24 protein-coding genes are annotated in these 25,521 nt (G+C 64.5%); 9 read left to right on the top strand and 15 right to left on the bottom strand.

The window, feature by feature from the left end; translation table 11 throughout:
• Positions 1-5 precede the first annotated feature (5 nt).
• From ACIQLI_RS21825 to ACIQLI_RS21810, 4 genes are read right to left on the bottom strand one after another with little or no spacing between them, the layout of a single operon-like run.
• Positions 6-1,274, bottom strand: a complete 1,269-nt coding sequence (locus ACIQLI_RS21825; RefSeq protein WP_400392384.1) for a glycosyltransferase — start codon at positions 1,272-1,274, stop codon at positions 6-8.
• Positions 1,271-2,356: a glycosyltransferase gene (locus ACIQLI_RS21820; protein WP_400392381.1), complete on the bottom strand. Its 1,086-nt coding sequence runs from the start codon at positions 2,354-2,356 to the stop codon at positions 1,271-1,273. Before ACIQLI_RS21820 ends, ACIQLI_RS21825 begins: the two co-directional genes overlap by 4 nt.
• Complete coding sequence (locus tag ACIQLI_RS21815; RefSeq protein WP_400392378.1) at positions 2,353-3,441, bottom strand: glycosyltransferase family 9 protein; 1,089 nt, start codon at positions 3,439-3,441, stop codon at positions 2,353-2,355. Before ACIQLI_RS21815 ends, ACIQLI_RS21820 begins: the two co-directional genes overlap by 4 nt.
• Positions 3,438-3,992: a D-glycero-alpha-D-manno-heptose-1,7-bisphosphate 7-phosphatase gene (locus ACIQLI_RS21810; protein ID WP_400392375.1), complete on the bottom strand. Its 555-nt coding sequence runs from the start codon at positions 3,990-3,992 to the stop codon at positions 3,438-3,440. The genes ACIQLI_RS21815 and ACIQLI_RS21810 overlap by 4 nt, the downstream gene beginning before the upstream one ends.
• 86 nt (positions 3,993-4,078) lie before the next feature.
• Between ACIQLI_RS21810 and ACIQLI_RS21805 the strand changes: the two genes are divergently transcribed.
• Positions 4,079-5,041 (top strand): glycosyltransferase family 9 protein, encoded by a 963-nt coding sequence (locus ACIQLI_RS21805; protein ID WP_400392373.1) that lies wholly within the window; start codon positions 4,079-4,081, stop codon positions 5,039-5,041.
• A gap of 21 nt (positions 5,042-5,062) precedes the next feature.
• Here ACIQLI_RS21805 and ACIQLI_RS21800 read toward each other — a convergent pair whose 3' ends face one another.
• Positions 5,063-5,839 (bottom strand): sigma-70 family RNA polymerase sigma factor, encoded by a 777-nt coding sequence (locus ACIQLI_RS21800; RefSeq protein WP_400392370.1) that lies wholly within the window; start codon positions 5,837-5,839, stop codon positions 5,063-5,065.
• Positions 5,840-5,978: 139 nt separating this feature from the next.
• On the opposite strand from ACIQLI_RS21800, the gene ACIQLI_RS21795 reads away from it, so the two are divergent.
• Positions 5,979-6,716 carry a GAF and ANTAR domain-containing protein gene (locus tag ACIQLI_RS21795; RefSeq protein WP_354232916.1) on the top strand — a complete coding sequence of 246 codons (738 nt, stop codon included), beginning with the start codon at positions 5,979-5,981 and terminating at the stop codon, positions 6,714-6,716.
• Positions 6,717-6,735: 19 nt separating this feature from the next.
• Here the strand turns inward: ACIQLI_RS21795 and ACIQLI_RS21790 are convergent, their stop codons facing one another.
• The 4 genes from ACIQLI_RS21790 to helR form a co-directional block, all read right to left on the bottom strand.
• Positions 6,736-7,131 (bottom strand): DUF1761 domain-containing protein, encoded by a 396-nt coding sequence (locus tag ACIQLI_RS21790; RefSeq protein ID WP_354232917.1) that lies wholly within the window; start codon positions 7,129-7,131, stop codon positions 6,736-6,738.
• Between the two features lie 77 nt (positions 7,132-7,208).
• Positions 7,209-8,063: a DUF6597 domain-containing transcriptional factor gene (locus ACIQLI_RS21785; RefSeq protein ID WP_400392366.1), complete on the bottom strand. Its 855-nt coding sequence runs from the start codon at positions 8,061-8,063 to the stop codon at positions 7,209-7,211.
• Positions 8,064-8,102: 39 nt separating this feature from the next.
• Positions 8,103-8,948, bottom strand: coding sequence for an HAD family hydrolase (locus ACIQLI_RS21780; RefSeq protein WP_400392363.1), 846 nt, complete (start codon positions 8,946-8,948; stop codon positions 8,103-8,105).
• Between the two features lie 73 nt (positions 8,949-9,021).
• Entirely contained in the window at positions 9,022-11,235 is a 2,214-nt protein-coding gene (helR, locus tag ACIQLI_RS21775) for an RNA polymerase recycling motor ATPase HelR (RefSeq protein ID WP_400392360.1), read from the bottom strand.
• 221 nt (positions 11,236-11,456) lie between these two features.
• Between helR and ACIQLI_RS21770 the strand changes: the two genes are divergently transcribed.
• Positions 11,457-12,197, top strand: a complete 741-nt coding sequence (locus ACIQLI_RS21770; RefSeq protein ID WP_400392357.1) for a class I SAM-dependent methyltransferase — start codon at positions 11,457-11,459, stop codon at positions 12,195-12,197.
• Between the two features lie 68 nt (positions 12,198-12,265).
• Here the strand turns inward: ACIQLI_RS21770 and ACIQLI_RS21765 are convergent, their stop codons facing one another.
• Entirely contained in the window at positions 12,266-13,315 is a 1,050-nt protein-coding gene (locus tag ACIQLI_RS21765) for a hypothetical protein (protein ID WP_400392354.1), read from the bottom strand.
• Positions 13,316-13,477: 162 nt separating this feature from the next.
• Positions 13,478-14,758, bottom strand: coding sequence for a serine--tRNA ligase (gene serS / locus ACIQLI_RS21760; protein WP_400392351.1), 1,281 nt, complete (start codon positions 14,756-14,758; stop codon positions 13,478-13,480).
• 112 nt (positions 14,759-14,870) lie between these two features.
• Between serS and ACIQLI_RS21755 the strand changes: the two genes are divergently transcribed.
• Complete coding sequence (locus ACIQLI_RS21755) at positions 14,871-15,932, top strand: diacylglycerol kinase family protein (RefSeq protein ID WP_354232924.1); 1,062 nt, start codon at positions 14,871-14,873, stop codon at positions 15,930-15,932.
• On the opposite strand, the gene ACIQLI_RS21750 is transcribed toward ACIQLI_RS21755, so the two are convergent.
• The 3 genes from ACIQLI_RS21750 to ACIQLI_RS21740 all read right to left on the bottom strand — a co-directional run bounded on the left by ACIQLI_RS21750 (position 15,929) and on the right by ACIQLI_RS21740 (position 17,558).
• On the bottom strand, positions 15,929-16,159 hold the full coding sequence (locus tag ACIQLI_RS21750; RefSeq protein WP_280625687.1) for a hypothetical protein: 231 nt from the start codon (positions 16,157-16,159) through the stop codon (positions 15,929-15,931). The two genes, ACIQLI_RS21755 and ACIQLI_RS21750, sit on opposite strands and share 4 nt — an antisense overlap.
• A gap of 106 nt (positions 16,160-16,265) precedes the next feature.
• A complete protein-coding gene (gene pheA / locus ACIQLI_RS21745; RefSeq protein WP_400392347.1) occupies positions 16,266-17,198 on the bottom strand; it encodes a prephenate dehydratase in 933 nt (310 codons plus the stop codon).
• Between the two features lie 33 nt (positions 17,199-17,231).
• Positions 17,232-17,558, bottom strand: coding sequence for a rhodanese-like domain-containing protein (locus tag ACIQLI_RS21740; protein ID WP_024818941.1), 327 nt, complete (start codon positions 17,556-17,558; stop codon positions 17,232-17,234).
• A gap of 155 nt (positions 17,559-17,713) precedes the next feature.
• On the opposite strand from ACIQLI_RS21740, the gene ACIQLI_RS21735 reads away from it, so the two are divergent.
• From ACIQLI_RS21735 to ACIQLI_RS21725, 3 genes are all read left to right on the top strand, one after another.
• Positions 17,714-18,457: a Type 1 glutamine amidotransferase-like domain-containing protein gene (locus tag ACIQLI_RS21735; RefSeq protein ID WP_400392344.1), complete on the top strand. Its 744-nt coding sequence runs from the start codon at positions 17,714-17,716 to the stop codon at positions 18,455-18,457.
• Entirely contained in the window at positions 18,450-19,886 is a 1,437-nt protein-coding gene (locus ACIQLI_RS21730; RefSeq protein ID WP_400392342.1) for an amidase, read from the top strand. Before ACIQLI_RS21735 ends, ACIQLI_RS21730 begins: the two co-directional genes overlap by 8 nt.
• Before the next feature lie 84 nt (positions 19,887-19,970).
• Complete coding sequence (locus ACIQLI_RS21725; RefSeq protein ID WP_400392340.1) at positions 19,971-21,470, top strand: peptide MFS transporter; 1,500 nt, start codon at positions 19,971-19,973, stop codon at positions 21,468-21,470.
• A 93-nt stretch (positions 21,471-21,563) separates the two neighbouring features.
• Here the strand turns inward: ACIQLI_RS21725 and ACIQLI_RS21720 are convergent, their stop codons facing one another.
• A complete protein-coding gene (locus ACIQLI_RS21720) occupies positions 21,564-22,283 on the bottom strand; it encodes a DUF4190 domain-containing protein (RefSeq protein WP_400392337.1) in 720 nt (239 codons plus the stop codon).
• 217 nt (positions 22,284-22,500) lie between these two features.
• Between ACIQLI_RS21720 and ACIQLI_RS21715 the strand changes: the two genes are divergently transcribed.
• The gene (locus ACIQLI_RS21715; protein ID WP_207595695.1) at positions 22,501-23,256 is read left to right on the top strand and encodes an SDR family NAD(P)-dependent oxidoreductase; all 756 of its coding nucleotides are present in this window, start codon (positions 22,501-22,503) and stop codon (positions 23,254-23,256) included.
• A 472-nt stretch (positions 23,257-23,728) separates the two neighbouring features.
• Positions 23,729-25,390 (top strand): phosphoglucomutase (alpha-D-glucose-1,6-bisphosphate-dependent), encoded by a 1,662-nt coding sequence (pgm, locus tag ACIQLI_RS21710; RefSeq protein ID WP_400392333.1) that lies wholly within the window; start codon positions 23,729-23,731, stop codon positions 25,388-25,390.
• The last annotated feature ends 131 nt before the right edge of the window (positions 25,391-25,521 follow it).

The following is a 25,521-nucleotide window of genomic DNA, read 5'->3' as shown; positions in this document are numbered from 1 at the left end:
GATGTTCACAGTGCCGTTCCTTCCAATGGTTCCAACCCTTCGTCGGCCTGCCGGGACAGCCCGGCCGCCAGGACGGATCGGTACGCCTTCTCCGTGTCGGCTGCGATTCGTTCCCAGGAGTAGCGGGAGCGTGCCCGGCGTGCACCGGCGCGGCCCATGTCGGCCCGCAGCTCCGGGTCGCCCAGCAGCCTTCCGAGCGCACCGGCCAGGGCTTCCGGATCACGCGGCGGGACGTGCAGGCCGGTTTTCTGGTCAACCACTGTTTCCCGCAGGCCGCCCACGGCTGCCGCCACCACCGGGACCCCGCACGCCATGGCTTCAAGGGGCACAATGCCGAACGGTTCGTACCAGGGCGCACAGACCACGGCGTCCGCACTCCGGAAAATGCCGGGCATGGCGTCGCGGGGCACCTGTCCCCGCATGGTCACCTTGTCCTCGACGCCCAGCTCCTTCGCCAGGGCGTGGAGCCGTTGGGCCTCCGGGTCTTCCTCGAGGGTCAGGGCGTCGCCGGAACCGCCAACAATCAGGAGTTCGACGTCGGTGAAGCCCGCCTCGGCCAGAAGGGGCAGGGCCTGGATGATCAGGTCCACGCCTTTGCGTTGCACGAGGCGTCCCACGCTCAGGATCCGATGCGTGCGGGACTTGGTTTCGGCGTCGGACGTTCCCGGGAACAGGGTGAGGTCAACGCCGCAGGGCGCGATGGAAATCTTGGACCGGCTGACGCCCAGGGCCTTAAGTTCAAAGACCTCGTCCGGGCAGGTGGCAATGACCCAGTCGGCGGTGCGCCCCACCCATGGTTCCAGCCATGCCCTGGCCGGCGGGCTGGTGTCGGCAGCGCCCTGGTGCCTGCGTTTTACGGAGCCGAGGGCGTGGAAAGTCTGCACCACGGGAACGGGGTTGGCAGCCCCTGCCCGCCTGGATGCCTGGATGGCGGCGAGGCCGGACATCCAGAAGTGGGCATGGACGACGTCGGGGATCTGCTCTCCCCAGTCCTCGCAGATACCGTCCGCCAGTTCGCCCATGAACGGCAGGAGGTCGTCCTTGGGGATGCGCCGGGGCGGGCCGGCGTCCACGTGAACCACGGTGAGTCCCGGGCCAACCTGCACCTTCGCGGGGAGTTCGGGATCGTCGCGCCGCGTGTACACCGTGACCTGGTGGCCGCGGTCTGCCAAGGCGGATGAAAGGGCCGCCACGTGGACGTTCTGTCCTCCGGCGTCAACGCCTCCCAAGGCAGCCAGCGGACTGGCGTGTTCGGAGACCATGGAGATTTTCATGGGTGCGTCCTCTCGGTGTCGTGGCGGGCGTCGGGATGATGCCGGGCGTCGGTGTTGTGGCAGCTGAGAGCTGTTCCGGATTGCGGACGGCTTCCCCGTCGCGCGCCCTGGGGGAGTTCGGCCAGGAGTTCGTCCCAGGCCCGAAGAAACTTGTTCAGCCCATAGCGCTGCAGTGCCGCCTCGCGCGCAACGATGCCCATGGCGTAGGCGTCGTCCGGATCGTCCAGCAGCCGCCGGGCGAACTTTTGGAGATCGTCGACGTCGTTGGAGACCAGGCCTGCACCGTGCGGGATGGCTCGGCCCGCCTCGGTGGTGGCCAGCGCCAGGATGGGCATGCCTAGGTGCATCGCTTCAAGCAACGCCAAGCCCAGCGAGGTCCAGCGGAGCGGGTGGAGATACAGGCGGCAGCGGGCCAGTTCCTGGTGGAGTTTGGGCGCCTGCACGTCGCCGGCAATGTGCAGCCGGACCTCGCTCAGCCCGTAGCCCTTGAGGTTCAGCGCCCCGGGCAGCTCTTCCGTGCCCATCCCGAAGACCCGCAACGGCCCCACCCCGGCGAATCCGGGCAGGAGATCGGTTCCCGTGACACGGCCACGCCTGACGGGTTCGTTGACAACCACCGCCATCTCTTCCCGTTCGCCCGTGTACAGGTGCCCGGGGTCGGGGATGCCGTGCTCGATTACCGTAGTGGTTGCCGTCCCCATATCCCAGAAGAGCTGGTTGAAATGGGTCACGTGGACCACGGGTATGGTGCTCTGGTCCGCCAAAGGGTGCAGCGTGAACGGGACGTCGCCCTTGGGAGTGTTGTGTTCCAGGTACACGGCGGGAAGGTCCACGCCCGGGCGGCGGCCGAGTGAGCGGGCCACCGCTGCGATTTCCTCGGGCCTCTGCAGGACAACAGCGTCAACACTGGCAGGGTCCAACGTGTCCAAATCCACTTCCTGGGCGGCGGCAGGCCACTCACGGCCGCCGCGCCCCAAACCCCACGCACCGCCGTCGGACGATGCCGGCAGCAGGTACTCATGCCGGCCGCGGACGAATGCCTCCATCCATCCGCCGTGGACGTGCCACACCAGGATCCTCATGGTTTCCAAACCTTTCGTCGGGTGGACAGGGAGGACACGCCTCCCAGGAGCCTTTCAACGGCTTCGACAACCTGCTCCGGGGTTACCGAGCTCAGGCAGGGATGCCCGGGCACCGGGCAGAGGCGGGCCCGGGAGTTCTTGCAGGCAGCGTCCTGGTCGCCCAGCAGTTCCAGCGGCACCCCGTAGGGCGCCCATCGGATGGCCGGAACCACCGGGGCGAACAGGCACACCACCGGCGTTCCCACCGCTGCTGCCAGATGCGCGGGACCGGTATTGCCGGTGACCACGACGGCGGCTCCCGCCAGTACCGCTGCCAGCGTCCGCAGGTTGGTTCCACCGCCGAGGTTCCTGGCGGAGGGGCCGGCCACTGTTGCCGTCAGTGAGGTCTCCCCCGGGCCGCCCGTGACCACCACCCGGTGCCCGTAGGCTTCCAGGAGTTCCACGGTTGCTGCGTGGTGCAGCGCGGGCCAGGCCCTTGCCGGCGCAGCGGATCCCGGGTGGACCACAATGTACGGTCCTTCGTCAGCCAGTTGCCCGGCCACCCCTTCAGGATCCGGGCCGGAGGTGATGCGCAGCTTTCCGTCGTCACCGTTGGGGAGCACGTAGCCGCCGGCCGCTGCGATGGTGAGCGCCCGGACCACTTCCGGCTGGTCCTCCGGAAAGTCCTCGCCCGGTTTGAGCCGGACGTCCAGCAGGGAGCCTGCGTAGTCCGTGGACGCGCCCGTGATCTTTTTGACGCCGGCCAGTCGCAGGAGCATCGCCAGTGGAAGCGGGGACTGGTGGAAGGACGTAAGGATGACGGCTTCCTGGATCCGGGAGCTGCGGACAAAGTCGATCAGGCCGCGCGTCATCTCTTCCGTGACAGGGGGTGCCGGGTTCACAATCCACGGGCACTCCCACGTGTGCACCTGGGTCACTCCGGGCAGCATCTCCGCCGCGCTCGATCCTTCGGGACCGGACAGCAGCACTACGTCATTGGGACGGCTGCCATCGGGCCTGCTTCCGTTGGCCACGGCGCGCAAGGCCGGTCCTGACAGCAGGACGTCTCCCATGCCGTCCAAGCGGGCCACCAGGACGCGGCTCATACACGGGCATCCTGTTCTTCCAGTGCCCCGGAGAGCAGTAGCTCCACTGCATGCCCCAGGTCCGCGGCAACACTGCCGGCGGCCTCGATCTCTTCACGCCGGGTGACGTCCGTTGGCACCAATACAGCCCTGGCACCCGCTGCGGCGGCCGCCTCCATGTCAGCGCCGATGTCGCCAACAACAGCAGCTTCTTCCGGGGTGATGCCCAAAGCACTGCAGGCCGCCAGGATCATTCCCGGCTGAGGTTTGCGGCAGTCGCAGCCGTTCTCCGGTCCGTGCGGACAGAACTCCCATACGTCGAACGGACCCAGCAGCTGCTCCACCCGTTGGTTGACGGCGTGCATTTGTTCCAGCGTGAGCAGCCCCCGCGCCACGCCCGACTGGTTGGTCACCACTCCGGTGGCCAGTCCCGCGCGGCGCACTTTTTCGAGGGCGGACAGCGCGCCGTCCATGGGCCGCACCAGCTGCGGATCGCCGTTGTAGGGCTCGTCAACAACCAGTGTTCCGTCGCGGTCAAACAGGACCGCCTTCAACGTTCCGGATCCTCCCATACCCGCAACGTTCCCCGGTTCTCCGGACGCTAAACAGTGCGGCGGCGAGAAGTTTGATGCCGTTAGACTCCTAGCGGGAGGCCACCATGACCACAGCTTCGGACAGTAACTTGAGCAAAGATCAACCCGTGCTGCTTGCCCTGCGGGCTTTGAAACTCGGCGACCTCCTGGTCGCAGTTCCGGCCCTCCGTGGCCTGCACAGGGCCTTTCCCGGGCACCGGATCCTGTACGCCGCGCCCGCCTGGATCGCCGAAGCCGTGGAGCTGGTGGGCGGCATCCACCATCTGCCGACGCCGGGGCTCGATGACCCCCTGGCTGTCCCCCGCGGAACCGTGGACATCGCAATCAACCTGCACGGAAATGGTCCTGAGAGCCGGCTCCGGATCGAGGAGTTGCAGGCCAACAGGGTGATTGCCCATGAGTCACCGGGGATCGACGGACCCGCATGGATCACCGGGATCCCCGAACGCGAGCGCTGGACCCGGCTGCTGGGCTGGCACGGCATCGACGCCGATCCTCTGGACTACCGGCTGAACCGTCCAGCTGTTCCCTCGCCGCGTCCCGGTGCCACCGTAATCCACGTGGGCGCGGCCTATGGCAGCCGCTTGTGGCCGGTGGAGCGGTTCGCGGACGTTGCCGTCCACCTCGCCGCGGCGGGGCACCAGGTTGTCCTCACGGGCGGCACCTCCGAGCGCGTCCGGGCAGAGGAGACTGCCGCATTGGCCAAGCTCAAAGGAGCAAACCTCGACGACGGCTTGCTGGCCGGGCGGCAGGGCCTCGCCGAATTTGCGGCCACCATTGCCGGGGCCCGGTTGGTAGTTTCGGCCGACACCGGCGCGGCACACCTCGCATCCGCCTACGGACGTCCTTCCGTGGTGCTGTTCGGACCGGCGCCCGCCGAAGAGTGGGGTCCGCCGCCGGGGCCGCACGTGGTGCTTACCGCCGTCGAACTCCGCCGCGGTGACGTGTTCTCCGCCGATCCTGATCCGGCACTTTTGGCCGTCAGCGTCGGCGACGTTGTTGACGCCGTGGAGCGGCTGGGCTGCTAGCGGCCCTTGGCTGCCGTCGTGTCAGGGAGCCGTCCCGTCCTGCAGGTGGGCCTCTTTGTCCAGGAGTTGGGTTTGGAGGGACACCAGGATCTTGGAGAGCTTGCGCGATACCTGCATTTGCGACATCCCCAGGGCTTCGGCGATGGTGGACTGCGTTTCCTCGCGGTAGTAGCGCCTGTACAGCAGGTGGCGGTCCTCCGGGCTCAGTTCCCGGATGACGTTGCGCAAAGCCAGCACGTCCTCGAGCCTGTCAGTCGGGCAGCCGAAGGCGGAAAGGGTGCCCTGCAGGCCATCCCGGCCATCGGATGCCGGGGCGTCCAGGGAATCCGGGCGCTTGCTGGTTCCGGCCATGAGCGCCTCGCGTACCTGGCACGGCTCCAGGTGCAGGTCTTCGGCCACTTCCTCCGGGGAAGGCGTCCGCTGCAGGGCTTGGGTCAATTCCTCCGTCCGCGCCAGCACCTGGCGCCGGACATCCTGGATGGTCCGCGGCGGACGGACAACCCAGCAATGGTCGCGGAGATATCGTTTGACCTCCCCGGCGATGGTAGGTGCGGCGTAGGCGGGGAAACTGACGCCCTTGGACTCGTCGTAACCGCGTGCGGCTTTGATGAGGCCCATGTACGCGACCTGCCTGACGTCGTCGAGGTCGTGGGTGTGCGCTGAGTATCTGGCAGCGATGGACTTGGCCAGATTGAGGTGGTCCAGGACCAAGCTGTCCTGAAAACTCTGGCGGATGCTGCCTTCAGGCTTTCCTGCAGTTGTCCTGTTGTGGAGGCCAAGTAGTTGGGTCTGTCCCATGGGGCTTCAATCCTCTGACCGGCTGAAAGTGAGCCCACGGCAAGACTCCTTAAAAAGAGAAGCACACTTACTATTAGCTTTCAACGGGTGCCGGGAGTTAGTCTCGAAAGGTAGCCACCTCCACGGATCGGAGATCCACATGGAAGACCCCCAACTCGCCGAGGCAACGGTGCTGGCCGATATCCAGGACTTGCTGCTGAGCACGCCTGACGTCGAGGCATTCCTTGAGGAATTGGCCCGGCACTCGGCCAGTATGTTCAGCAATCCCGACCACGAGGTCTACTGCGGCATCACCCTCATGCGTCATCGAACAGCCGGCACCGTGGCCAGCAGCAGCGAACGCGCAAGGCAACTGGACGAGGTCCAGTACGCGTTTGCCGACGGGCCCTGCCTCCGCGCCTGCCGCGAAGGCACCCAGGTGCACGTGCCTGACTTCGAGAAAGACAACACCTGGCCCGACTACAACGAGGCCATCACCGGCCATGGGCTTCGCTCCGTACTGGCAGTCCCATTCCCGCTTCCGGATGCCACTTCCCGGGCAGGCCTCAACTTGTATTCCGACCGCCCCAACGCCTTCGACCAAGCGGCCGTACAACGCGCCAACGACTACGTTGAGCAGGCGTCGAAGGGTCTCCAGCTGGCCGTGTTGATTGCCCAGCACAGCCAAACCGCCGCCAACCTGAGGGCGGCCATGGAATCGCGGACGGTGATCGACATTGCCACCGGCATCATCATCGCCCAAAACCGCTGTACCCAGGAGGATGCCATTGAACTCATCAAAAAGGCCTCCAGCAACCGGAACGTCAAGTTGCGGGTGGTTGCGCAGGCCATTGTTGAGTCCGCCGGAGGAGGTCCGGTCCAGACGGTCTTCAAATAGGTCTTGTTGCTGCCAGGCGCTAGCCCTGCATGGCTCCGATGATGGCGCCCATCACCGTGAAAACCACCACGTTGTAGCTGCCGTTGATGGCGAAAAGTGTGAGGCTACGGCGCTCGAACAGGTAGTTCACGCCCAGCGCTGTCGCTACCCATCCCAAGCCCGCGGCCAACCCCGCAAAGGTCCCGAACGCGAACCCGCCCCGGCCAATGAACGCTGCCAGGAAAACGGCCATCACAGCTGCCAGAAGGAACGAGCCCACAAAGACGCGGGCCGTTCCGGACTTCAACTGTTCATCGCTCACCCCGGCCGCCTTCTGCCACGGTTTGGCAAACAGCAGCGAGTACCAGAGCCCACCCACGACGAACGTGGCCAACGCAGCCAACAACACCGCGAGCCAATTGATCTGAACGTCCATCAGTGTCCTCTCCAACGTGAGTTCCTGAAGGGACAGTACGCCCGGTCAAGCTCGTGGTCTTGTAAAAAACCCGCAGGCTACCCGGCGACTTCCTCGAGCGGGACAAACGTGGCATATTCCGCGCCATAGTTCTGCACCACCTGAAGGTACTCGGTGGGAGTGAAACCACTGAAGCGCCGGAAAGACCGGATCAGATGGGGCTGGTCGTAGTAATCCGCCAAGTGAAGGAGTTCCCGGCCCGGAATGGAGCCCATGGGCAGGGCCGCCGCCTGGTTCACGAGCCTGTTGAACCGGCACACGTCCGAATAAGCCTTGGCTGTGGTCCCACAGTCCCTCATCATGATGCGCTCCAGCGTGGACGCACTGATTCCCAATCCCGCAGCCACCACGCTGATTTCAACGTCCCCCTTGGCCAGGGTTTCCACGGCGTTCAGCGTCCGGGGGTCGGCCGTGTACCCCGGCCTGAGCTGCGCTTCCAGAAAAGTTGCCAGTGTTGTGAACGCCTGTTCAGGCTCTGCGGTGGTCAGTTGAGAGCGGAGCTCGGAAAAGCCGGGAAAGATGCTTTCAGCATCCACCACCCGGTTCTGGAATTCCGACGGCGGCCGGTGGGTGAACGCTGCCAGGCCATAGGGAGTCAGGCGGGCACCAACGTTGAAGAGCCGATCCGGGTTTTCACTGATGACATAACTGCGTTGCAGGCCCGCGTAGAAGCCCGTGGAAACTTCAGTTGCACCGGCCTCCGGCAGGGTTGAGGCTGTTCCGCCCTCAGCCGGGGTGATCAGCCGGTATGGGTCAGACAGATTCAGAATCAGGTGCGCCGAAGGTCCGGGGAGGATCTTCTCGTAACGGGCTTGTGGCTGGGCACGGACAAACCACAGCTGGGTAACGAACGGCTGCAGTCCGGGCGGCGCGGGGCACTCTTCGTAGAACACAGCCCCAGTCTAGGTACCCCGCCGCCCGTTAATGCGCAGTTACAGGAGGCCGCGCAAAACCTGCGCCGCGCCGTCGTCGAGCACTGACGCGGTGACCTCATCCGCAACGGCGAGGACCTCGTCAGGGGCCTGGCCCATGGCAATGCCGCGGCCTGCCCAGGTGAGCATCTCGATGTCGTTGCGGCCATCACCGACGGCCACCGTGTTGGCCCTGTCCGTGCCGAGCCTCTGGCGCAGGGCTTCCAAGGCGCTTGCCTTGGTGACGCCCTCGGCGGCGATGTCCAGCCAGGCGGTCCAGCCCACCGAGTAGGTCACGCCGGACAGGCCGATGTGCTTGATGGCCTCGTTGAATTCATCCGAGGTGTTCTCGCTGCTGAAGACCACCACACGGACCGCGGTGGCATCCAACATGGTCTGGAAATCCACACCGATGGACTCCACACCGAAGCTGGCATCCTGGAATCGCTCGGTGGAGAGGAAGTTGCCGTCCTCGTCCTCCAGCGCGTACTTGGCGTTGGGAAGGCGTTCCCGCAGTGCCCTCAGAGCCGGAGCAGGATCGAAGGTGGCCTTGTGGATGATCTCATAACCCTTGTCCAGCGAGGGATCCAGTCGAAGTGTCACGCCGCCGTTGCAGCACACTGCGTAACCCCGTTCAAGGCCGATCTGTTCACTAATGGGCAGCGTTGCGTTGAGTGAGCGGCCCGTGGCGATCATGACGTCGTGGCCGCTGGCAACTACTGCCTGGGCGGCAGAGCGAACACCCGGTGACATGTGGCCGTCGTGGTCAACCAGGGTTCCGTCAACGTCCAAAGCGATCATGAGGTTGTTGTTGTTATTTGGCTGGTCATCGATGCCAGCAACTGGAGTATCAGTCAAAATAGTCATGCTTACAGTAGAGCAGACACCTCCGACACTGAACTAGGACCGGCGCCACAGCTGTGGATTAACGGACGATGAATCATTCGGGTGGTTGCCCGTCACTCCCCAGGATCACGAGTTGCCGGGTGGCCCGCGTCATGGCCACGTACCGGTCCACGGCGCCTTCAATGCCCTCACCTTCTGCACCTTTCCCGAAGTCCTCCGGATCGATGATGACCACGAGGTCGAACTCCAGGCCCTTGGACAACCCAGGAGTAAGCCGGCTGACGCCATCCAAGGCCTGGTTCACTGCTGTCCCATCGGGCAGGCCGATGACGGCGGCCGTGCCCTCCGGGTTTTCAGCGAGCCACGCATCCAGGACGGACTGGAGTTCGCGCACCTTTCCGTGGCGCACAGGGATGCCAGTGCTGCGGACGGAAACAGGCACGTTGGCGTCCGGGAGGGCGGCCCTGATGACCGGCGCAGCTTCCGCCATGACTTCTTCCGGCGTGCGGTAGTTGATGCTGAGGCTGGCCACGGTAACGGCACCCAGGCCCACACGCTCCAGGCGTTCCTCCCAGGTCCCAGTGAACCCGTGCCTGGCTTGGGCGCGGTCCCCCACCACGGTAAAACTCCGCGAAGGGCAGCGCAGAAGCAGCATGCGCCACTCAGCGTCGGTCAACTCCTGCGCCTCGTCCACCACGATGTGCGCGAACGGTCCTGCCAGGACATCGGGATCAGCCGCGGGTACCGCATCACCGCCCACCAGCTTGTCCCGCATGTCATCGCCCCGCAACATGTACATCTCCAGGTTTTCTGAGTCGTCAGCTGCAATCAGGTCATCAACCACCCGGTCCATCAGCTCCCGTTCGGCGGCCAGCGCGGCCTCCTGCTTTCGCCTGCGGTGGGAGGCTTCAGGGTCGCCCAGGCGTTGGCGGGCTGCGTCCAAAAGCGGCAGATCCGCCGTCGTCCATTCCTCCCGGTCTTGACGCCGCAGTATCGCCCTTTCATCGGGCTGCAACCATGGTGCACACAGCTGCAGATAGGCAGGTACGCGCCAGAGGTCGGCCACCAGCGCCCCGTAATCGAGGAGGGGCCATGCCTTGGCAAATGCTGCCCGCAGCTCCTCATGGTGGGCGAAGACCCTGCGGACCAAGCTCGCGGGAACGTCGTGCCCGGCCAGCTTGTCCATGAGGATTTCCAGCAGCGCGTCCCACACGTCGTCGCGTGCTTCGTTGTGCGGGGTGCCGGGCTCTGGGGCATCAAAGGCCTCGGCCCAGTCTTCACTGCTGAGCCAGACGTCGGCGTACGGCGTCTCAACCTCCATGCCCGCGGACGGCGGTTCCTCGTAAAACCTCACAGCGGCCTCAATGGCTTTCACCATCTCCACGGACGATTTGAGCCGGGCAACGTCGGGATTACTTTCGACGACGGCCGTGGCACCTTCCGGGACCAGGTCCCTCAGCGTGCAGGTCTGCACTCCCTCTTCGCCCAAGCTGGGAAGAACGTCCGCAACGTAGGCGAGGTAGGGCTGGTGCGGGCCGACGAACAGGACATCGCTCCTTCGATGGTTACCGCGGTGACTCAGGCGGGGATCCGAATAGAGCAGGTATGCCGCGCGGTGCAGGGCGACCACCGTCTTACCTGTACCAGGGCCGCCGTCCACCACCAAGGCACCGCGGGAGCCGGCGCGGATGATCTGGTCCTGGTCAGCTTGCATCGTCCCCAGCACGTCCCGCATTCGAGCCGTGCGGCTGCTGCCCAAACTGGCGATGAAAGCGGACTGGTCATCCAAGGCAGCATTGCCTTCCAAGCCATCCGCCGTGAACACTTCGTCCCAGTAGTCGCTGATTCGTCCCCTGGTCCAGCGGTAGCGGCGGCGGCTTACCAAGCCCATCGGGTGGGCGTGGGTCGCTCCGAAGAAGGGTTCTGCTGCCGGCGACCGCCAATCGATCAGGAGTCGGCGGCCCTCGGTGTCATTGAGTCCCAGCCGACCTACGTAGATGGGCTCCGGGCTGTCAGCGGTGACCATACGGCCCAGGCAAAGATCCAGGCCGAACCGGCGCAGGGCCCGCAGCCGCGCCGTGATCCGATGAATTTCCTGGTCCCGGTCCAAGGCGGCCTGGCCCCGGCGGCCAGGCTGTTTACGTACGGCTTCGAGGCGGCTGGACAACTCCTCCGTAGATTCGGACAGGCTCGTTGCAATGGCTTCGAATTGCTGCTCGTCGGTGCTGATCAGCTTCGAATCGGCCTTGCGGGAGAGGTGCGCAGGCAGGGCAAAGGCACTGGTTTTCAAGGGGCTGGTTTCGGGCACGGCACGACTCCCTTTTCTTTGGGCGATGGGGTTCGTGGACCAATTGTTCGGCACGTGGGGGGCCTTGCCGCAAGCCCCGGGGTGCGTTATAAATTGAGTATGGAAGGGATTATTCCCTTCCTTTTTTGTGCCCTTTCCCGCTCTTGTTCGAAATCCCCGCCGCACGACGCCGAGCGTGCCGAACAGCAGCGAGTTTAAGGGGCGCGGGCTAGGGTAGTCGGATGCCTTCAGGAATGACCGGAGCTCAGCTATCAGCCCTCTACGACGCCGGGAATCAATGGGCCGAGGATGACGACTTTTTCCTGGCTTTCGTGAATGAGCGGCCGAACAGCCGGGTGCTGGATCTGGGCTGCGGCACCGGCCGGATCACCCTGGCGGTTGCCGCGGCAGGCCACTCCGTTGTTGGCATCGACCCCAACCCTGACTCCCTTGCGGCCGCCCAAAGGAAGCGCGGGGCAGAAGCCGTCACGTGGATTGACGGTACGTCGGCGGCGATCCCCCAAGAGGCCACTTTTGATGTGGCAATCATGACAGCGCACGTGGCCCAGGCGATTAACGACGACGGCGACTGGTCCCGAACGCTTGCCGACGTCCACAGTGCGCTCGTCCCCGGAGGCAGGTTGGCCTTCGATTCCCGTGACATTGCGGCGCGCGCGTGGGAAGACTGGACTCCGGCCACGACGCGCCGCGTACACACTCTTCCTGATGGCTCCCGGGTGGAAGCCTGGATCGAAAGCGCCGCAGAAAAAGATGGGCTCGTTACCCTTACCGAGCACCGCATGGTGAACGGGAGCACCGAGGACACGGAGACCTCGGTCCTGGCGTTCCGCACGGAAGATCAGCTCCGCCACGATCTGAGCTCGGCTGGCTTCGCGGTGGACCGCATGTTCGGCGGCTGGGCCGGCGAGGACGTGGGAAGTGGGAATGGCGAACTGATCGTGATTGCACACAAGCCCGCATAGATTCCCGCCCTGGTTCGAATCCCCCGCCGCACAACATGGAGCGTGACGAACGAATGAGGGTTTGAGCGTTATCCACGGCCCGCCGACAGCAGTCCTGTCCGGACGCCCGGGAGCAGTCCGGCACCGATCAGCTTCCGGCGTAGCCTCTCCGGGTTCTCCACGTCTGCCCATCCCCAGCGTGCGAATCCGAAGCCCAAAGCACGAATCCGATCTTCCCGCAGCTTCTCGTTGTACACCGCTTCCTCAATCGTGGCGCCGTTGCGTAGTTCCGGAGTGGTGTATTTCGCCTTTCCGTCGAACTCCCCCACAACACCCTTCCGCCCGTCCATTCCGCGCCACCAAAAATCACTTCGGCCAATGAACCCGTCTATATCGCTGAAATCGTGCTGTAGCTCCGGCTGTTCGATGCCAAGAAACTGAAACGCTGCCCGGCTGAACGACTCTCCAGGAGATTCAGTCAAAGGAGACGCCAGTGACAACGCCAACTCCGCACGACGCCGGGCGGAAGCATGCGGGTGAGCTTGGATGGCCGCAGCAACCCGGTCCACATCCAGAAGGTTGGACTCCTGCGCCATCCTTCCCATCTTCCAGAGCTTCCGGGCTACTCCGTCTGCCACCACCAGGGACTGGCTAAGCGTCGAAGAGAACGCTACGTCCAGGGCTGTATTCAAGAGTCCCGTGCCCATGAATTCTCCGACCCTTTCGGGGGCAACCTCAGGATTCACGTGGTATCGCAAGGGGAAGCCTCGATCCCTAAGGACCTGCTGACTGTCATTGCCCGCACTCACCATGGACAACGTGGGCCTGCGTCGTCCCGCGCGGCTTGGATTCGGAGCAACACATTCCACATAGGACGGGGTCCGCAGGATCGGTATCCCCATGGCGAAGGCAGCAGTTTCCCGGCAAAGGACAAGGCCTGGAATGGATCTGGCAGCTGCGGCAACCGTCCAAGCGAAGCGAATCCACGGCTGAGCCGCCAACCATCGGGATGTCTCTACGTAGTAGCCGCGGCGAATTCTCACCAGTGTGCCCGCCATGAAGCTGCTGTGTATTGCATCCGTCCGCCCCCGAGAGCGGAGAATCGCCGGGGTTTCAATGAGGCCAGGTGGTACGTCCATCACTCCACCTTGCCCCGGCGCAGGCCGTCATTCAGCTGCAGAATACCGCTATGTGCACAACCAAGGATGTGGAGGACAAGTGGCAACAGAAAATCCCGCCCTAGTCCGCCACGCGAGCCGTACAACGGCCGGCGGAGCGAACAAGGACGGGATCAGTGGAAACTAAAGAACCGGCAGAACCTCAAGCCCGCCAAGGTACTTCTGCAGTGCCTTGGGAACGTTGACGGAGCCGTCCGGGTTCTGGTGGTGCTCAAGGATGGCAACGATCCAGCGCGTGGTGGCCAGCGTGCCGTTCAGCGTGGCCACGGCGCGGGTTCCCTTGGCAACACCTTCGTCATTGATCACGCGTTCGCGGATGTTGAGGCGGCGCGCCTGGAACGTGGTGCAGTTGGACGTCGAGGTGAGCTCGCGGTAGGCGCTCTGGGTGGGAACCCACGCTTCACAGTCGAACTTGCGGGCCGCGGACATGCCGAGGTCGCCGGCGGCAGTGTCGATCACACGGTAGGGAAGCTCGCACTTGGCCAGCATTTCCTCTTCCCATGCGAGCAGGCGCTCGTGTTCGGCAGCAGCTTCCTCAACCGTGGTGTAGATGAACATCTCCACCTTGTTGAACTGGTGCACGCGGATAATGCCGCGGGTGTCCTTGCCGTGCGAACCGGCCTCACGGCGGTAGCAGGAGCTCTGGCCCGCGTAGCGGATGGGGCCCGCCGAGAGGTCCAGGATCTCGTCTGCGTGGTAGCCGGCGAGGGCCACCTCCGAGGTTCCCACAAGGTAAAGGTCGTCTTCGGCGAGACGGTAGATCTCGGCGTCGTGCTTGACATCAAAACCGGTACCCTGCATGGTCTCGGGACGCACCAAAGTGGGGGTGATCATGGGGACGAAGCCGGCGTCGATGGCCTGCTCCATGGCCATCTGCAGCAAGGCCATTTCCAGCCGGGCGCCAACGCCGCGGAGGAAGTAGAAACGCGAGCCGGAAACCTTGGCACCGCGTTCCATGTCGATCGCACCAATCAGTTCACCGATTTCCAGGTGGTCCTTGGGCTCGAAGTCCTTGAATTCACGCGGAGTACCGACGGTCTTGACCACAACGTAGTCATCCTCGCCACCCTCGGGGACACCGTCCACCACCAGGTTGGGGATGACCCGGAGCAGTTCTTCCTGCTTTGCCTGGGCGGCTGAGGCTTCAGCGGCAGCGGCTTTGACCGAGTTGGCCAGTTCCTTGACCTCGGCAAGAAGCGCCTGCTTTTCCTCGCCTTTGGCCTGCGCCACCTTCTTGCCGAAAGCGTTTTGCTCTGCGCGGAGCGTTTCGTGGCGGATCAGCGCGGCACGGCGATCGGAGTCAGCGGAGATGATCGCGTCCACAACGGACTCGTCGGCGCCACGGGCGCGCTGGCTGGCACGGAACTTGTCCGGATTTTCGCTGAGGTCTTTTACGTCGATCACCAGACAAGAGTATCGAATCCGCCGCGGATTTCCGGCCCGCAGCGGGCAAAGGCCCCCCGTCCCGGAGACGCGGCACAGAGGGACCTGCCCAGGAGGATAGTGTTGGAGCACCATGAGCGACTGGATCCTGTACGTGATTCTCGCTGGGGGCGTGGCCTTTGCCGTCTCCAGTTGGTGGGGTGTGCGCCGGTTGAGGGCCCGGCACATCAGAAGCGCTGTTCGGGAGGATACGCACAAGCCCGACGCCGGGGACCAGCGGGTGGCTGTCATCCTCAATCCCGTCAAGAACAACGCGGATGCGGCCCGGCAGGCCATCATCGACGCCTGCGACCTCGCGGGATGGGACGCCCCCAAATTCTACGAAACCACCGTGGAGGATCCCGGCTACGGCCAGTCCCGGGAGGCTCTGGCGTACGGGGCCGACGTCGTTCTGGCGTGCGGCGGCGACGGTACAGTGCGCGTGGTGGCTGAGTCCCTGGCGCACAAGAACGTTGCCATGGGCCTCATCCCGCTGGGCACCGGTAACTTGCTGGCGCGCAACGTTGATTTGGACGTCACGGACCTCGAGGACTGCATCCAGGTGGCGCTGTTCGGCCACCAGCGCTACATCGATACCGCCACCATGGGCGTGGACAACGACATCACCGGCGAGTCCGCCGAGCACACGTTCCTGGTCATCGCCGGCATGGGCCTGGACGCCGAAGTTGTTGGCGATACCAGGGACAAGCTCAAGAAAAGCGTCGGTTGGCTGGCCTATACCGAAGCCGGCGTCCGCCACCTTCCCGGCCGCCGCAAGCGCGTCACCATCACCATGGATGACCAGCCCGAGCAGGCCCGGAAGATCCGCAGCGTACTGTTTGCCAACTGTGGTTTGATCCCCGGCGGCATCGACTTCATCCCCCAGGCCATGGTGGACGACGGCATGCTGGACATCGTGGTCATGAGTCCCCGCAGCGCATTCGGCTGGCTCGCCATGTACACGAAGGTCCTGTTCAAGCACAACGCGAACCTGCCGATGATGAGCTTTTACCGCTCCGGCAAGGTGGTCATCCGCAGCCAGGAACCCATGGCAACACAACTGGACGGCGACCCCTCGGGTGAGGCTACTACGGTCACCGTCCAGGTGGCGCCAGGGTCCCTGCTGGTGCGCGTGCCCAAAGCCAAGACCGTCTAAACAGCGCCCTTTTCGGGTTGTGCTGCATTCTTCCCGGCTTCTTCAGCCGCTGCCTTGGCTGCGGCACGGGCCTCGGACTGCTCCTTGATCATGGCCTGCTCCTCTTCGAAGCGCAGGCGATCCGCACGGTCGGCGTCGTCCCCGTCCCAGTCATCCTTGTTTTCACTTGAGGGCTTGGGATTGACGATCATGCCCTGGCCGTCTTTGTCATCGCTGTGGACAGTCATGACCGCTCCCTTCATTTGGCATTCAGCCATCGGTTGATGGATCAGGCAAGCATACGCACAGAAGCATGACTGCGAAAGGGCGGGCATTCCACGCTGTGGACAGCGCCTAGGAGCCCTTGATTATCGAATCAACCCACGCGTGCGCCGAGGCAAAGGCGGCGTCGGAAGTATGCGGGGCCACCACCGCTGGCTGTTTGTCGGCGCGGGCATAGGAGCCCAGGAACCGCGTGGCCGGGCTGATGCGGTGAAGGCCGGCCAAAGCGTCGCCTACCCGTGAATCCGTGGCGTGACCGTCGGCGTCGATGCTGAAGAAGTAGTGGCCCAGGTACTGTCCGGTGGGGCGGGATTCGATGCGGCTGAGGTTCACTCCGCGGGAGGCGAACTGGTCCAGGATCTCCATGAGGGCCCCGGGGTGGTCCTCGGGCAGCGGGACAACAACGGTGGTCTTGTCAGCTCCGGTTCGGTCCGGAAGGACACCGGGCCGACTCACCAGGATGAACCGCGTGACCGCCTCCGGGTTGTCGCCGATGTCCTCCGCCAGAACATTCAGGCCGGGTTGTTCCGCAGCGACCAACGGGGCACAAATGGCGGCTTCATACGGCGCGTCGTCCTCCAGCAGACCCATTGCGGAGGCCGCCGTCGACGACCCCGGAACGTAATCGGCGTTCGGAAGGTGTTCATCCACCCACAAGCGGCACTGCGCCCAGGCGTGGCCGTGCGTCGAGATCCGCTTGATGTCGGAAAGTTCGACGCCGGGCCTCGCCACGAGCACGAAGGTGATGGGAACAAGGGCCTCACGGATGATCCGGAGCTCCTGGCCTGCGGCGATCGCGTCCAAGGTGGCAGTGACCCCGCCTTCCACCGAGTTCTCGATGGGGACCATGGCTGCGTCAGCCTCGCCGGCACGAACCCGATCCAGGGCCACGTTGACGTTGGTGCAGGGAATCCGTGTGGCGTCAGCAGCACCCGGCACCTGCAGGAGGGCTGCCTCGGTAAAGGTGCCCTCGGGGCCGAGGAACGTGTACGTCACTGGTGACATCTGGAGATATTCCTTGCTGGTTATATACGCGGTTTAGAGAACAACCGGCTTCAGTCCGTTGTCCGACACCATCGGCTTGCCGGTCTCGAACCACATATCCATGCCCCCTGCTACGTTCACGGCAGAGTAGCCCTGCCCTACGAGCCACTGCACGGCGCGGAAAGAGCGGCCGCCGGTGCGGCAGATGACAAACAGGTCGTCGTCCGGATCAAGCTCATCCAGGCGTGCCGGAAGCTGGTCCATGGGGATGTGGCGTGCACCTTCGGCATGGCCTGCCACCCACTCGTAGTCTTCGCGGACGTCCAGAATGCTGGCGTCTGCCGGAATGTCGCCCACAGGCACGGTATCGAAGTCGCTCATGGCGGTCCCTTCCCATCGATTAAGTCCAGGATCCACCCTAGTCCCCGCCGCGTGGCACCGTAACTTCACAGGCGGACGGCGCTTGCGTCCCGGCGTCGGGACGCTAAGACTGGGACCCAAGCACTCCCCCACCATTCGCGCGTTAGGAGTACCCCATGGCTGCTGGGCACCCCACCATCCTGGCGACATCCGGAGGCTACAAGCCCGGCGACCGGACCAGGGTCGAGTTCAACCACCTGATGCATTACGCCGTGGAGCTGGCCGGCGTCACCGGCCGGTCGCCCCGCGTCACACACATCGGTACCGCCTCCGGCGACCAGCGATGGTGGGCCGCGGAAATGGACCAAGCCGCCCGCATCGCAGGGTTCGATTTCAGCCACCTCAACCTTTTCACCATGCCCAACATCGAGGACCCGGAGGCCCATCTCCTGGAGCAGGACGTGGTGTGGGTCAATGGCGGTTCGGTGGTGAACCTGCTGGCCGTATGGCGTGCGCATGGCCTGGACGGAATTCTGCGGCGGGCTTGGGAGAGTGGAGTGGTGCTGGCCGGGGTCTCCGCTGGCTCCATCTGTTGGTACCAAGGCGGCGTGACTGATTCCTTCGGCCCGGAACTCAAGCCCGTTACCAACGCCCTGGGCTTCCTCCCTTACGGCAACGGGGTCCACTACGATTCAGAACTGCGCCGCGCGCCTGCCATTCACCAGCTGGTGGCCAACGGCACGCTGGGCGAGACGCACTGCACGGACGACGGCGTCGGGCTGGTTTACCGGGGCACGGAACTTGTAGAGGTGGTATCTGAAGTGAAAAACAAGGCCGCCTTCCGGGTGACCGCCGGAGCGGGCGAGAGCGTGGATGCTGTCGCCGTGGAGGAACGGTTGGAGTCTCGTTTCCTTGGCTGATCCTTCCTTGCAGGACCTCTCCCAACTGACGGCTGTTGAGCTCCGCGATGCCCTGGCTTCGGGCGAAGTCTCTGCCCGTGAAGCCACCTCGCACTTCCTTGCGGCCATCGACTCCACGAACAAGCAGCTGGGTGCGTTCCTTACTGTCACCGCGGATCAGGCGATGACAGACGCCAGGTCTGCGGATGAACTCCACGCACAGTTTGTCCGCAGCGGCCGACGCAACGAGCTGCCTCCCCTCCATGGCATGCCGACCGCTTTCAAGGACCTCACCGATGTTGCCGGTGTTCCCACCACCCACGGCAGCGCGGCCCTTGAGCACAAGCCCGCACTGGAGGATGGAGCCCTCGCCGCAACCCTGAAAGCGCACGGCGTCATCTCACTGGGCAAGACCCAGGTTCCAGAGTTCGGACTGACGGCCTACAGCGAAAACCGCGTTGCACCGCCGTCGCGCAATCCGCATTCCCTGGCTCGAAGCTCAGGGGGCTCGTCGGGTGGCAGCGCTGCTGCAGTGGCCGCGGGTCTGGTGCCGTTCGCTCCGGGGACCGACGGCGGGGGCTCCATCCGGATCCCGGCAGGAGCCTGCGGACTGGTCGGCCTGAAGCCTGGGCGGGGCGTGGTGCCCTCGGGCGCGAGTGCGGGAGACGCCGCCAAGCTGGTGGTTGCCGGACCGCTGGCAAAAACAGCTGCAGATGCGGCGCTGCTGATGGACGCGCTGGTCCCCCGCGGTCAAGCGCCCGACGGCGGATACCTCGCCAACGTGGGGCGGGCACCGGGGCCCCTGAGGATCGGAGTGACCCTGGATAGTCCGTGGGCCGGCATCTACCCGTTCCAGATCGAGCAGGAAGCGATGGACGCACTCTCCCTGGGGATCCGACTGCTGGACAAGGCGGACCACAGCGTTACGGAAGCCGAAATCCGCTACGACAACCGCTATCCCGAAGCATTCACCACGGCCTGGACGGCCGGCGTCGGAAGTGCCCGGATAGCACCCCAGCGCGAGGCGTTGCTGACCCCGCTGACCCGGACGTTCCGGCGTCGGGCACAACAGCGGAGCACGCTGAAGGTCAACGAGGCCCTGGGTTTCCTGAGGCAGTTCGAGCACGACACCGTCGCGCAGTACTCGGACTGGGACCTGATGCTCATGCCGACGCTGGCTCAAACGCCGCGGCCGATCGGTTGGTTTACCGGTGGCGGTCACAGTGGTGAACTCTGGCCGAGCGAGTGGGCCGGTGACGCGGACGAGGATTACAAGCGGCAATGCGAGTACGCGCCGTGGTCCTCCATGGTGAACGTGTGCGGTCTCCCGGCGATCAGCATTCCGGTACACAGGACGCAGGGCGGACTGCCGATGGGCATTCAGTTTATTGGCCGGCCTGGATCTGAGCTGGTGCTCCTCCAGCTCGCGGCCGTCCTGGAGATCCGCTGAGGCCGGCTGGGCGTGTCTGAGCCTGCCTGAGCCGCGCGTCTAACATATGGAAAGTGGTTGCCCGGGGCATATATCGATGTGACAATGCCCGCAGTCAGTGCCAGCATTGAGAAAATGAGCACACCTCAAACCACGGCTGAGTCCGCAAAGCCAGCGGGCGATACGTCATTCTTCGGCCACCCAAAGATGTTGGCCAGCCTCTTCTCCGTGGAAATGTGGGAGCGATTCTCCTTCTACGGCATGCAGGGAATCCTGCTTTACTACATGTACTTCACCGCCGAGCAGGGCGGTCTCTCCATTGACCAGGGCCTCGCCGCTGGTTTGGTGGGCGCGTACGGTGGCGGCGTTTACCTGTCGACGATCCTCGGCGCCTGGCTCGCCGACCGTCTCTTCGGCTCCGAAAAGGTCCTTTTCGGCTCAGCCATCATGATCATGGCCGGCCACATCGCACTGGCCCTGCTTCCCGGCATTCCGGGCTTGATCGCGGGCCTGGTGCTGGTGGGCATCGGCTCCGGTGGCCTGAAAGCAAACGCCACGGCGCTGGTCGGCAGCCTCTACGGCGAGAAGGATGAGCGCCGCGACGCCGGCTTCTCCATCTTCTACATGGGCATCAACATCGGTGGGCTCATCGGCCCGTTGGTCACCGGCTGGCTTCAGACGAGCTACGGCTTCCACGTCGGCTTCGGCGCCGCGGCCGTGGGCATGGCGATCGGCCTGGTCATCTACTCCTTGGGCCGTAAGAGGCTCCCCGAGGAAGCGCACCGTGTTCCCAACCCCCTCCCCGCCAAGGACCGCACCAAGTACGGCCTGATTTTCCTGGCCATCCTGGTTGTCATTGGCGTCCTGCTCGGCACGGGGCTCGTCAACGCCAACAACCTGGCCAGCAGCATGGCCTACGCCGCAATCGGCGCCGCGGTGGTCTACCTGTTCCTGATCTTCCGCAGCCCGCTGGTCACCGGCGTCGAGCGCAAGCGCGTAATCGCCTTCATCCCCTTGTTCATCGCATCGGCCGGGTTCTGGGCACTGTTCCAGCAGCAGTTCACCTTCATCGCTGTGTACTCGCAGGAGAAGCTGGACCGCAACCTTTTCGGCTGGGAAATGCCGGCGGCTTGGGTCCAGTCCATCAACCCGGTGTTCATCATCATTTTTGCCGGCGTCATGGCTGCCCTCTGGACCAAGCTGGGCTCCAAGCAGCCGAGCTCCCCCTTGAAGTTCGCCGCGGGCCTGTTGATCATGGGCCTGGCATTCCTGGCGTTCATCCCGCTGGCCGGCGACGGCAAGACCCCGCTCCTGGCACTAGTGGGCATCCTGTTCATGTTCACCTTGGCGGAACTGTTCCTCTCCCCCATCGGCCTGTCCGTGAGCACCAAGCTCGCCCCGCAGGCGTTCCACACGCAGATGGTGGCCCTGTTCTTCCTGTCCGTCTCGCTCGGCACCACACTGGCCGGCATCCTCGCCGGACTGTACAACCCCGAGGATGAGCTCCCGTACTTCCTGGGCATTGGTGGCGTGGCTGTGGTCCTGGCTGTTGGCATGGCTGCGGCATCGCCCGCGATCAAGAAGCTGATGGGTGGCGTGCGGTAACAGCCGTAACGGACCGACGTTAAACGACGACGGCGGCCCTTGCGTTGGGTGGGATTCCCACCTGAAGCAAGGGCCGCCGTCGTACGCGGTTATTTAGTAGTTGTAGCGGCCGCTGCTGGAGGCGCCGATCGCAGCGAAGAAGATGATGCCGAAGATCACCGTCAGCGCAATGCCGATGTATCCCATCACCAATCCGGCGATTGCCATGCCCTTGCCCGCAGGCTCGCGCTTGAGGCCGAGGTGGCCCAGGATCACCGCGGCGATCTGCGGCAGGATGAAGAATCCGAACCCAACAAAGATGGCGATACCGCAGCACATGCTGGCAATGCTCAAGCCCTTGGGCTCGGCCTGCATGGCGTAGTACGCGGGCTGGCCGTACGGTGACTGCGGCTGGCCGTAAGGCTGCTGGCCATAGGGCTGCTGACCGAACGTCTGCTGCTGCTGGTACGGGCTGGGCGGCTGGCCGTACGGCGACGGCGGCTGCTGGCTGTAGTCGCCCGGCGTGTACGCGCTGGCCGGCGGCTGCGGCTGGGCGTAGAAGTCGTTCTGGCCCTGGGCATTGTGCGTGTAGGCGTCCTGTGCGTAGGAGTCCCCCTGCGCGCTCTGCTCGTAGGGCGGGAGGGGTTGCGTGGCGTTGGCGCCCTCGCTTGATGCACCCTGGTCCGAGGCGCCCTGGTGCGGTGCGCCCTGACCTGGTGCGCCCTGGCCTGGCGCGCCCGACTCGGGTGCGCTGAACTGTGCCGGCGGGACGTACTGCGGCGGTTCGTAGCCCGCCGGCTTGTCCTCGTTGCCCTTGGATGGTTGATCTGACATAGGAATCCCCCTGAAAGTGGTCTTTGCTCCCAACACTACCGCCGTCCGGGGCGCCGCATAAGGTTGCGCGCATTGATGGCATGGGCACAACAACCCATCAGCAAAGATTCATGCATAAGCATGGAATATTTTCGAGTCAGACTCGGTTTATACGAATAGCGACTTAAGCAGCGCTCACCAAAGAAATCGGCGGGATCCGTCCCGCGAAGGAGGAATCATGGGTAACTTCGAAGGCAAGACCGCGCTCGTCACCGGCGGCGGCTCAGGGCTTGGGGAAGCGATCAGCAAGGACCTCGCCAAAAACGGCGTCAAAGTAGTGGTCACTGACGTCAACCTCGACGCTGCCACCCGCGTGGCCAACCAGATCACGGCCGACGGCGGCACTGCGGTACCGTTCCAGGCCAACACTGCGGTGGCTGAAGACAGCAAGAAGGCCGTCGACTTCGCCGTGGAAACGTACGGCGCCCTCAACTACGCCGTGAACAACGCCGGCATCGGCGGCGCCAGCGCTCCGGTGGGCGACGTCGACATTGAGGACTGGGACCGGGTCATCGCCATCAACTTGAGCGGCGTCCTGTACGGCATGCGCTATCAGATCCCAGCCATCCTCGCCGCGGGCGCTTCCGAAGGTGCCATTGTGAACATGGCCTCGATCCATGGCGCCGTCGCTGCCCCCGGCAACGCCGCCTACACCGCTGCAAAGCACGCCGTGGTGGGCTTGACCAAGAACGCTGCTGCCGAATACGGCGCGCAGGGTCTCCGCGTCAACGCCATCGGCCCTGGTTACATCGACACTCCCCTGCTGGCCGCTGCCCCGAAGGAAGTCATCAACGGACTTGAGGCCAAGCACCCTCTGGGTCGGCTGGGTAAGGCCGATGAGATCGCGAACGTCACCACGTTCCTCCTTTCCGACAAGGCCAGCTTCATGACCGGCTCCTATGTGCTGGTCGATGGCGGTTACACGGCCGTCTAATACTGGTTTGAGACCGCTCCCGCCGGGGGTAAGGGTGGGTTGTTCGCCACCGTTACCCCTGATCGCACCCGTAACCTCTGGAGCGAAGCGCGCGAAAGGGTGCGCCCCGGGGCTACGAGTGGCGCGCCAGGCGGGAACGGGTGCACCCGGGTGCGGTCTGAACGGGTGCACCGGGCGGAAAGAGGTGCGCCGCGAACGAAAGTGGGTTTCCGGGGGTAAGGGTGGGGCATCGCCACCGTTACCCCCGATCGCACCCGTAACCTCTGGAGCGAAGCGCGCGAAAGGGTGCGCCCCGGGTAAACGAGTGGCGCGCCTGGCGGGAACGGATGCACCGGGTGCGGTCTTAACGGGGAATGAATCTTTACTGGCTTGGCGGTTTTTGTCCTGACGTATCACCGCCTTTCGGCGTCACAGGGGCCGGATCCCGGACATTTCGTGTCAGCTGACGCCAAGGTCTGGCATGCTGGACCCCATGGCTAGCCGAGCGGGCACAGTTGCCCTTCCCCAGGACCTTGTTGACATCACAGCCCTGCTGGACGCGTATTTCGACGTAGCTCCGGACTTGGGCGATCCCGCGCAGCGCGTGGCATTTGGAACGTCGGGACACCGCGGATCCAGCTTGAAGGCGTCATTCAACGAGCCTCACATCCTTGCGATCACGCAGGCAATCGTCGAATACCGTGGTCGCCAGGGCATCACCGGCCCGCTGTTCATCGGCCGCGATACCCACGCGCTGAGCGAGCCAGCGCAGAACTCCGCTCTCGAAGTACTGGCCGCCAACGGTGTGACCGTCCTGGTGGACGCCCGCCACGGCTACACTCCCACCCCGGCCCTGAGCCACGCGATCCTCAAGTACAACCGCGAAGCTGCGCCGGGCACCCCCCAGGCCGACGGCATCGTGGTCACCCCCAGCCACAACCCTCCCGGCGACGGCGGCTTCAAATACAACCCTCCCCACGGCGGCCCGGCCGACACGGATGCCACCGGATGGATCGCCGACCGCGCCAACCAGCTCCTGGAAAATGGCCTCCGTGGGGTCAAGCGCATCCCGTTGAATGATGCCCTGAGTGCTGACACCACCGGCAAGTTCGACTTCCTCAGCAGCTATGTGGACGATCTCCCCTCGGTGCTCAACCTCGACGCCATCCGCAACGCCGGCGTCCGCATCGGAGCCGACCCCATGGGCGGGGCGTCCGTGGATTACTGGGGCGAAATCGGCGAGCGCCACCAGCTCAACCTCACCGTCGTGAACCCCACCGTCGATCCGCAGTGGGCCTTCATGACCCTCGACTGGGACGAGAAGATCCGCATGGATTGCTCGTCGCCGTCGGCCATGGCGTCCCTGATCAAGCGGATGGCCGCTGGTGCAGATGGCACCGCCGCTTACGACGTCGCCACAGGTAACGACGCCGACGCCGATCGCCACGGCATCGTGACCCCGGACGGCGGGCTCATGAACCCGAACCACTACCTTGCCGTCGCCATTGACTACCTGTACCGGAACCGCAGCGGCTGGAACCCGGAGTCCGTGGTGGGCAAGACCCTGGTTTCCTCCTCGATCATCGACCGCGTTGCCGGTGGACTCGGCCGCAAGCTGGTTGAGGTTCCCGTGGGCTTCAAGTGGTTCGTGCCCGGCTTGCTCTCCGGCGAAGGTGCCTTCGGTGGCGAAGAATCGGCGGGCGCTTCCTTCAACAAGCTCGACGGCAGTGTTTGGACCACGGACAAGGACGGCATTCTGCTGGCCCTCCTGGCGTCCGAGATCACGGCCGTCACTGGCCAGTCTCCTTCGCAGCTCTACAAGGGACTGACGGACCAGTTCGGCGCTCCCGTTTATGCCCGCATCGACGCCGCCGCCACGCGCGAACAGAAGTCCAAGCTGGGCAAGCTCTCCGCCTCCGACGTCACCGCCACGTCCCTTGCCGGCGAAGAGATCACGGCCAAGCTCACCGAAGCCCCCGGCAACGGTGCCTCGATCGGCGGCCTGAAGGTTGTTACCGAGAACGCCTGGTTCGCGGCCCGCCCCTCCGGCACCGAGGACGTCTACAAGATCTATGCCGAGTCCTTCAAGGGCGCGGACCACTTGAAGCAGGTTCAGGAAGAGGCCAAGGCGCTGGTGGACGGGGTTATCGCCTAGCTCCACCCTCTCTCACCTCCCGCGGGCTTCCAGCCAACCCTCGTTACCTTTTTCGTAGCCCGTTTCCTGGTGCAGGATATGGGTGTGCTGGCCTGCTGACCCCGGCATGATTGCGACCCTCTGTTGATTCG

Source organism: Paenarthrobacter sp. NPDC091669, assembly GCF_044756725.1.
Classification (GTDB): domain Bacteria; phylum Actinomycetota; class Actinomycetes; order Actinomycetales; family Micrococcaceae; genus Arthrobacter; species Arthrobacter bambusae_C.
This window is presented reverse-complemented; position numbering and strand designations above follow the sequence as displayed.

What these genes read in the sequence shown, in the direction of transcription:
- ACIQLI_RS21825 (WP_400392384.1), bottom strand. Translation starts at nt 1,274, where the DNA reads ATGAAAATCTCCATGGTCTCCGAACACGCCAGTCCGCTGGCTGCCTTG.
- ACIQLI_RS21820 (WP_400392381.1), bottom strand. Translation starts at nt 2,356, where the DNA reads ATGAGGATCCTGGTGTGGCACGTCCACGGCGGATGGATGGAGGCATTC.
- ACIQLI_RS21815 (WP_400392378.1), bottom strand. Translation starts at nt 3,441, where the DNA reads ATGAGCCGCGTCCTGGTGGCCCGCTTGGACGGCATGGGAGACGTCCTG.
- ACIQLI_RS21810 (WP_400392375.1), bottom strand. Translation starts at nt 3,992, where the DNA reads ATGGGAGGATCCGGAACGTTGAAGGCGGTCCTGTTTGACCGCGACGGA.
- ACIQLI_RS21805 (WP_400392373.1), top strand. Translation starts at nt 4,079, where the DNA reads ATGACCACAGCTTCGGACAGTAACTTGAGCAAAGATCAACCCGTGCTG.
- ACIQLI_RS21800 (WP_400392370.1), bottom strand. Translation starts at nt 5,839, where the DNA reads ATGGGACAGACCCAACTACTTGGCCTCCACAACAGGACAACTGCAGGA.
- ACIQLI_RS21795 (WP_354232916.1), top strand. Translation starts at nt 5,979, where the DNA reads ATGGAAGACCCCCAACTCGCCGAGGCAACGGTGCTGGCCGATATCCAG.
- ACIQLI_RS21790 (WP_354232917.1), bottom strand. Translation starts at nt 7,131, where the DNA reads ATGGACGTTCAGATCAATTGGCTCGCGGTGTTGTTGGCTGCGTTGGCC.
- ACIQLI_RS21780 (WP_400392363.1), bottom strand. Translation starts at nt 8,948, where the DNA reads ATGACTATTTTGACTGATACTCCAGTTGCTGGCATCGATGACCAGCCA.
- ACIQLI_RS21770 (WP_400392357.1), top strand. Translation starts at nt 11,457, where the DNA reads ATGCCTTCAGGAATGACCGGAGCTCAGCTATCAGCCCTCTACGACGCC.
- ACIQLI_RS21765 (WP_400392354.1), bottom strand. Translation starts at nt 13,315, where the DNA reads ATGGACGTACCACCTGGCCTCATTGAAACCCCGGCGATTCTCCGCTCT.
- ACIQLI_RS21755 (WP_354232924.1), top strand. Translation starts at nt 14,871, where the DNA reads ATGAGCGACTGGATCCTGTACGTGATTCTCGCTGGGGGCGTGGCCTTT.
- ACIQLI_RS21750 (WP_280625687.1), bottom strand. Translation starts at nt 16,159, where the DNA reads ATGACTGTCCACAGCGATGACAAAGACGGCCAGGGCATGATCGTCAAT.
- pheA (WP_400392347.1), bottom strand. Translation starts at nt 17,198, where the DNA reads ATGTCACCAGTGACGTACACGTTCCTCGGCCCCGAGGGCACCTTTACC.
- ACIQLI_RS21740 (WP_024818941.1), bottom strand. Translation starts at nt 17,558, where the DNA reads ATGAGCGACTTCGATACCGTGCCTGTGGGCGACATTCCGGCAGACGCC.
- ACIQLI_RS21735 (WP_400392344.1), top strand. Translation starts at nt 17,714, where the DNA reads ATGGCTGCTGGGCACCCCACCATCCTGGCGACATCCGGAGGCTACAAG.
- ACIQLI_RS21725 (WP_400392340.1), top strand. Translation starts at nt 19,971, where the DNA reads ATGCCCGCAGTCAGTGCCAGCATTGAGAAAATGAGCACACCTCAAACC.
- ACIQLI_RS21720 (WP_400392337.1), bottom strand. Translation starts at nt 22,283, where the DNA reads ATGTCAGATCAACCATCCAAGGGCAACGAGGACAAGCCGGCGGGCTAC.
- ACIQLI_RS21715 (WP_207595695.1), top strand. Translation starts at nt 22,501, where the DNA reads ATGGGTAACTTCGAAGGCAAGACCGCGCTCGTCACCGGCGGCGGCTCA.
- pgm (WP_400392333.1), top strand. Translation starts at nt 23,729, where the DNA reads ATGGCTAGCCGAGCGGGCACAGTTGCCCTTCCCCAGGACCTTGTTGAC.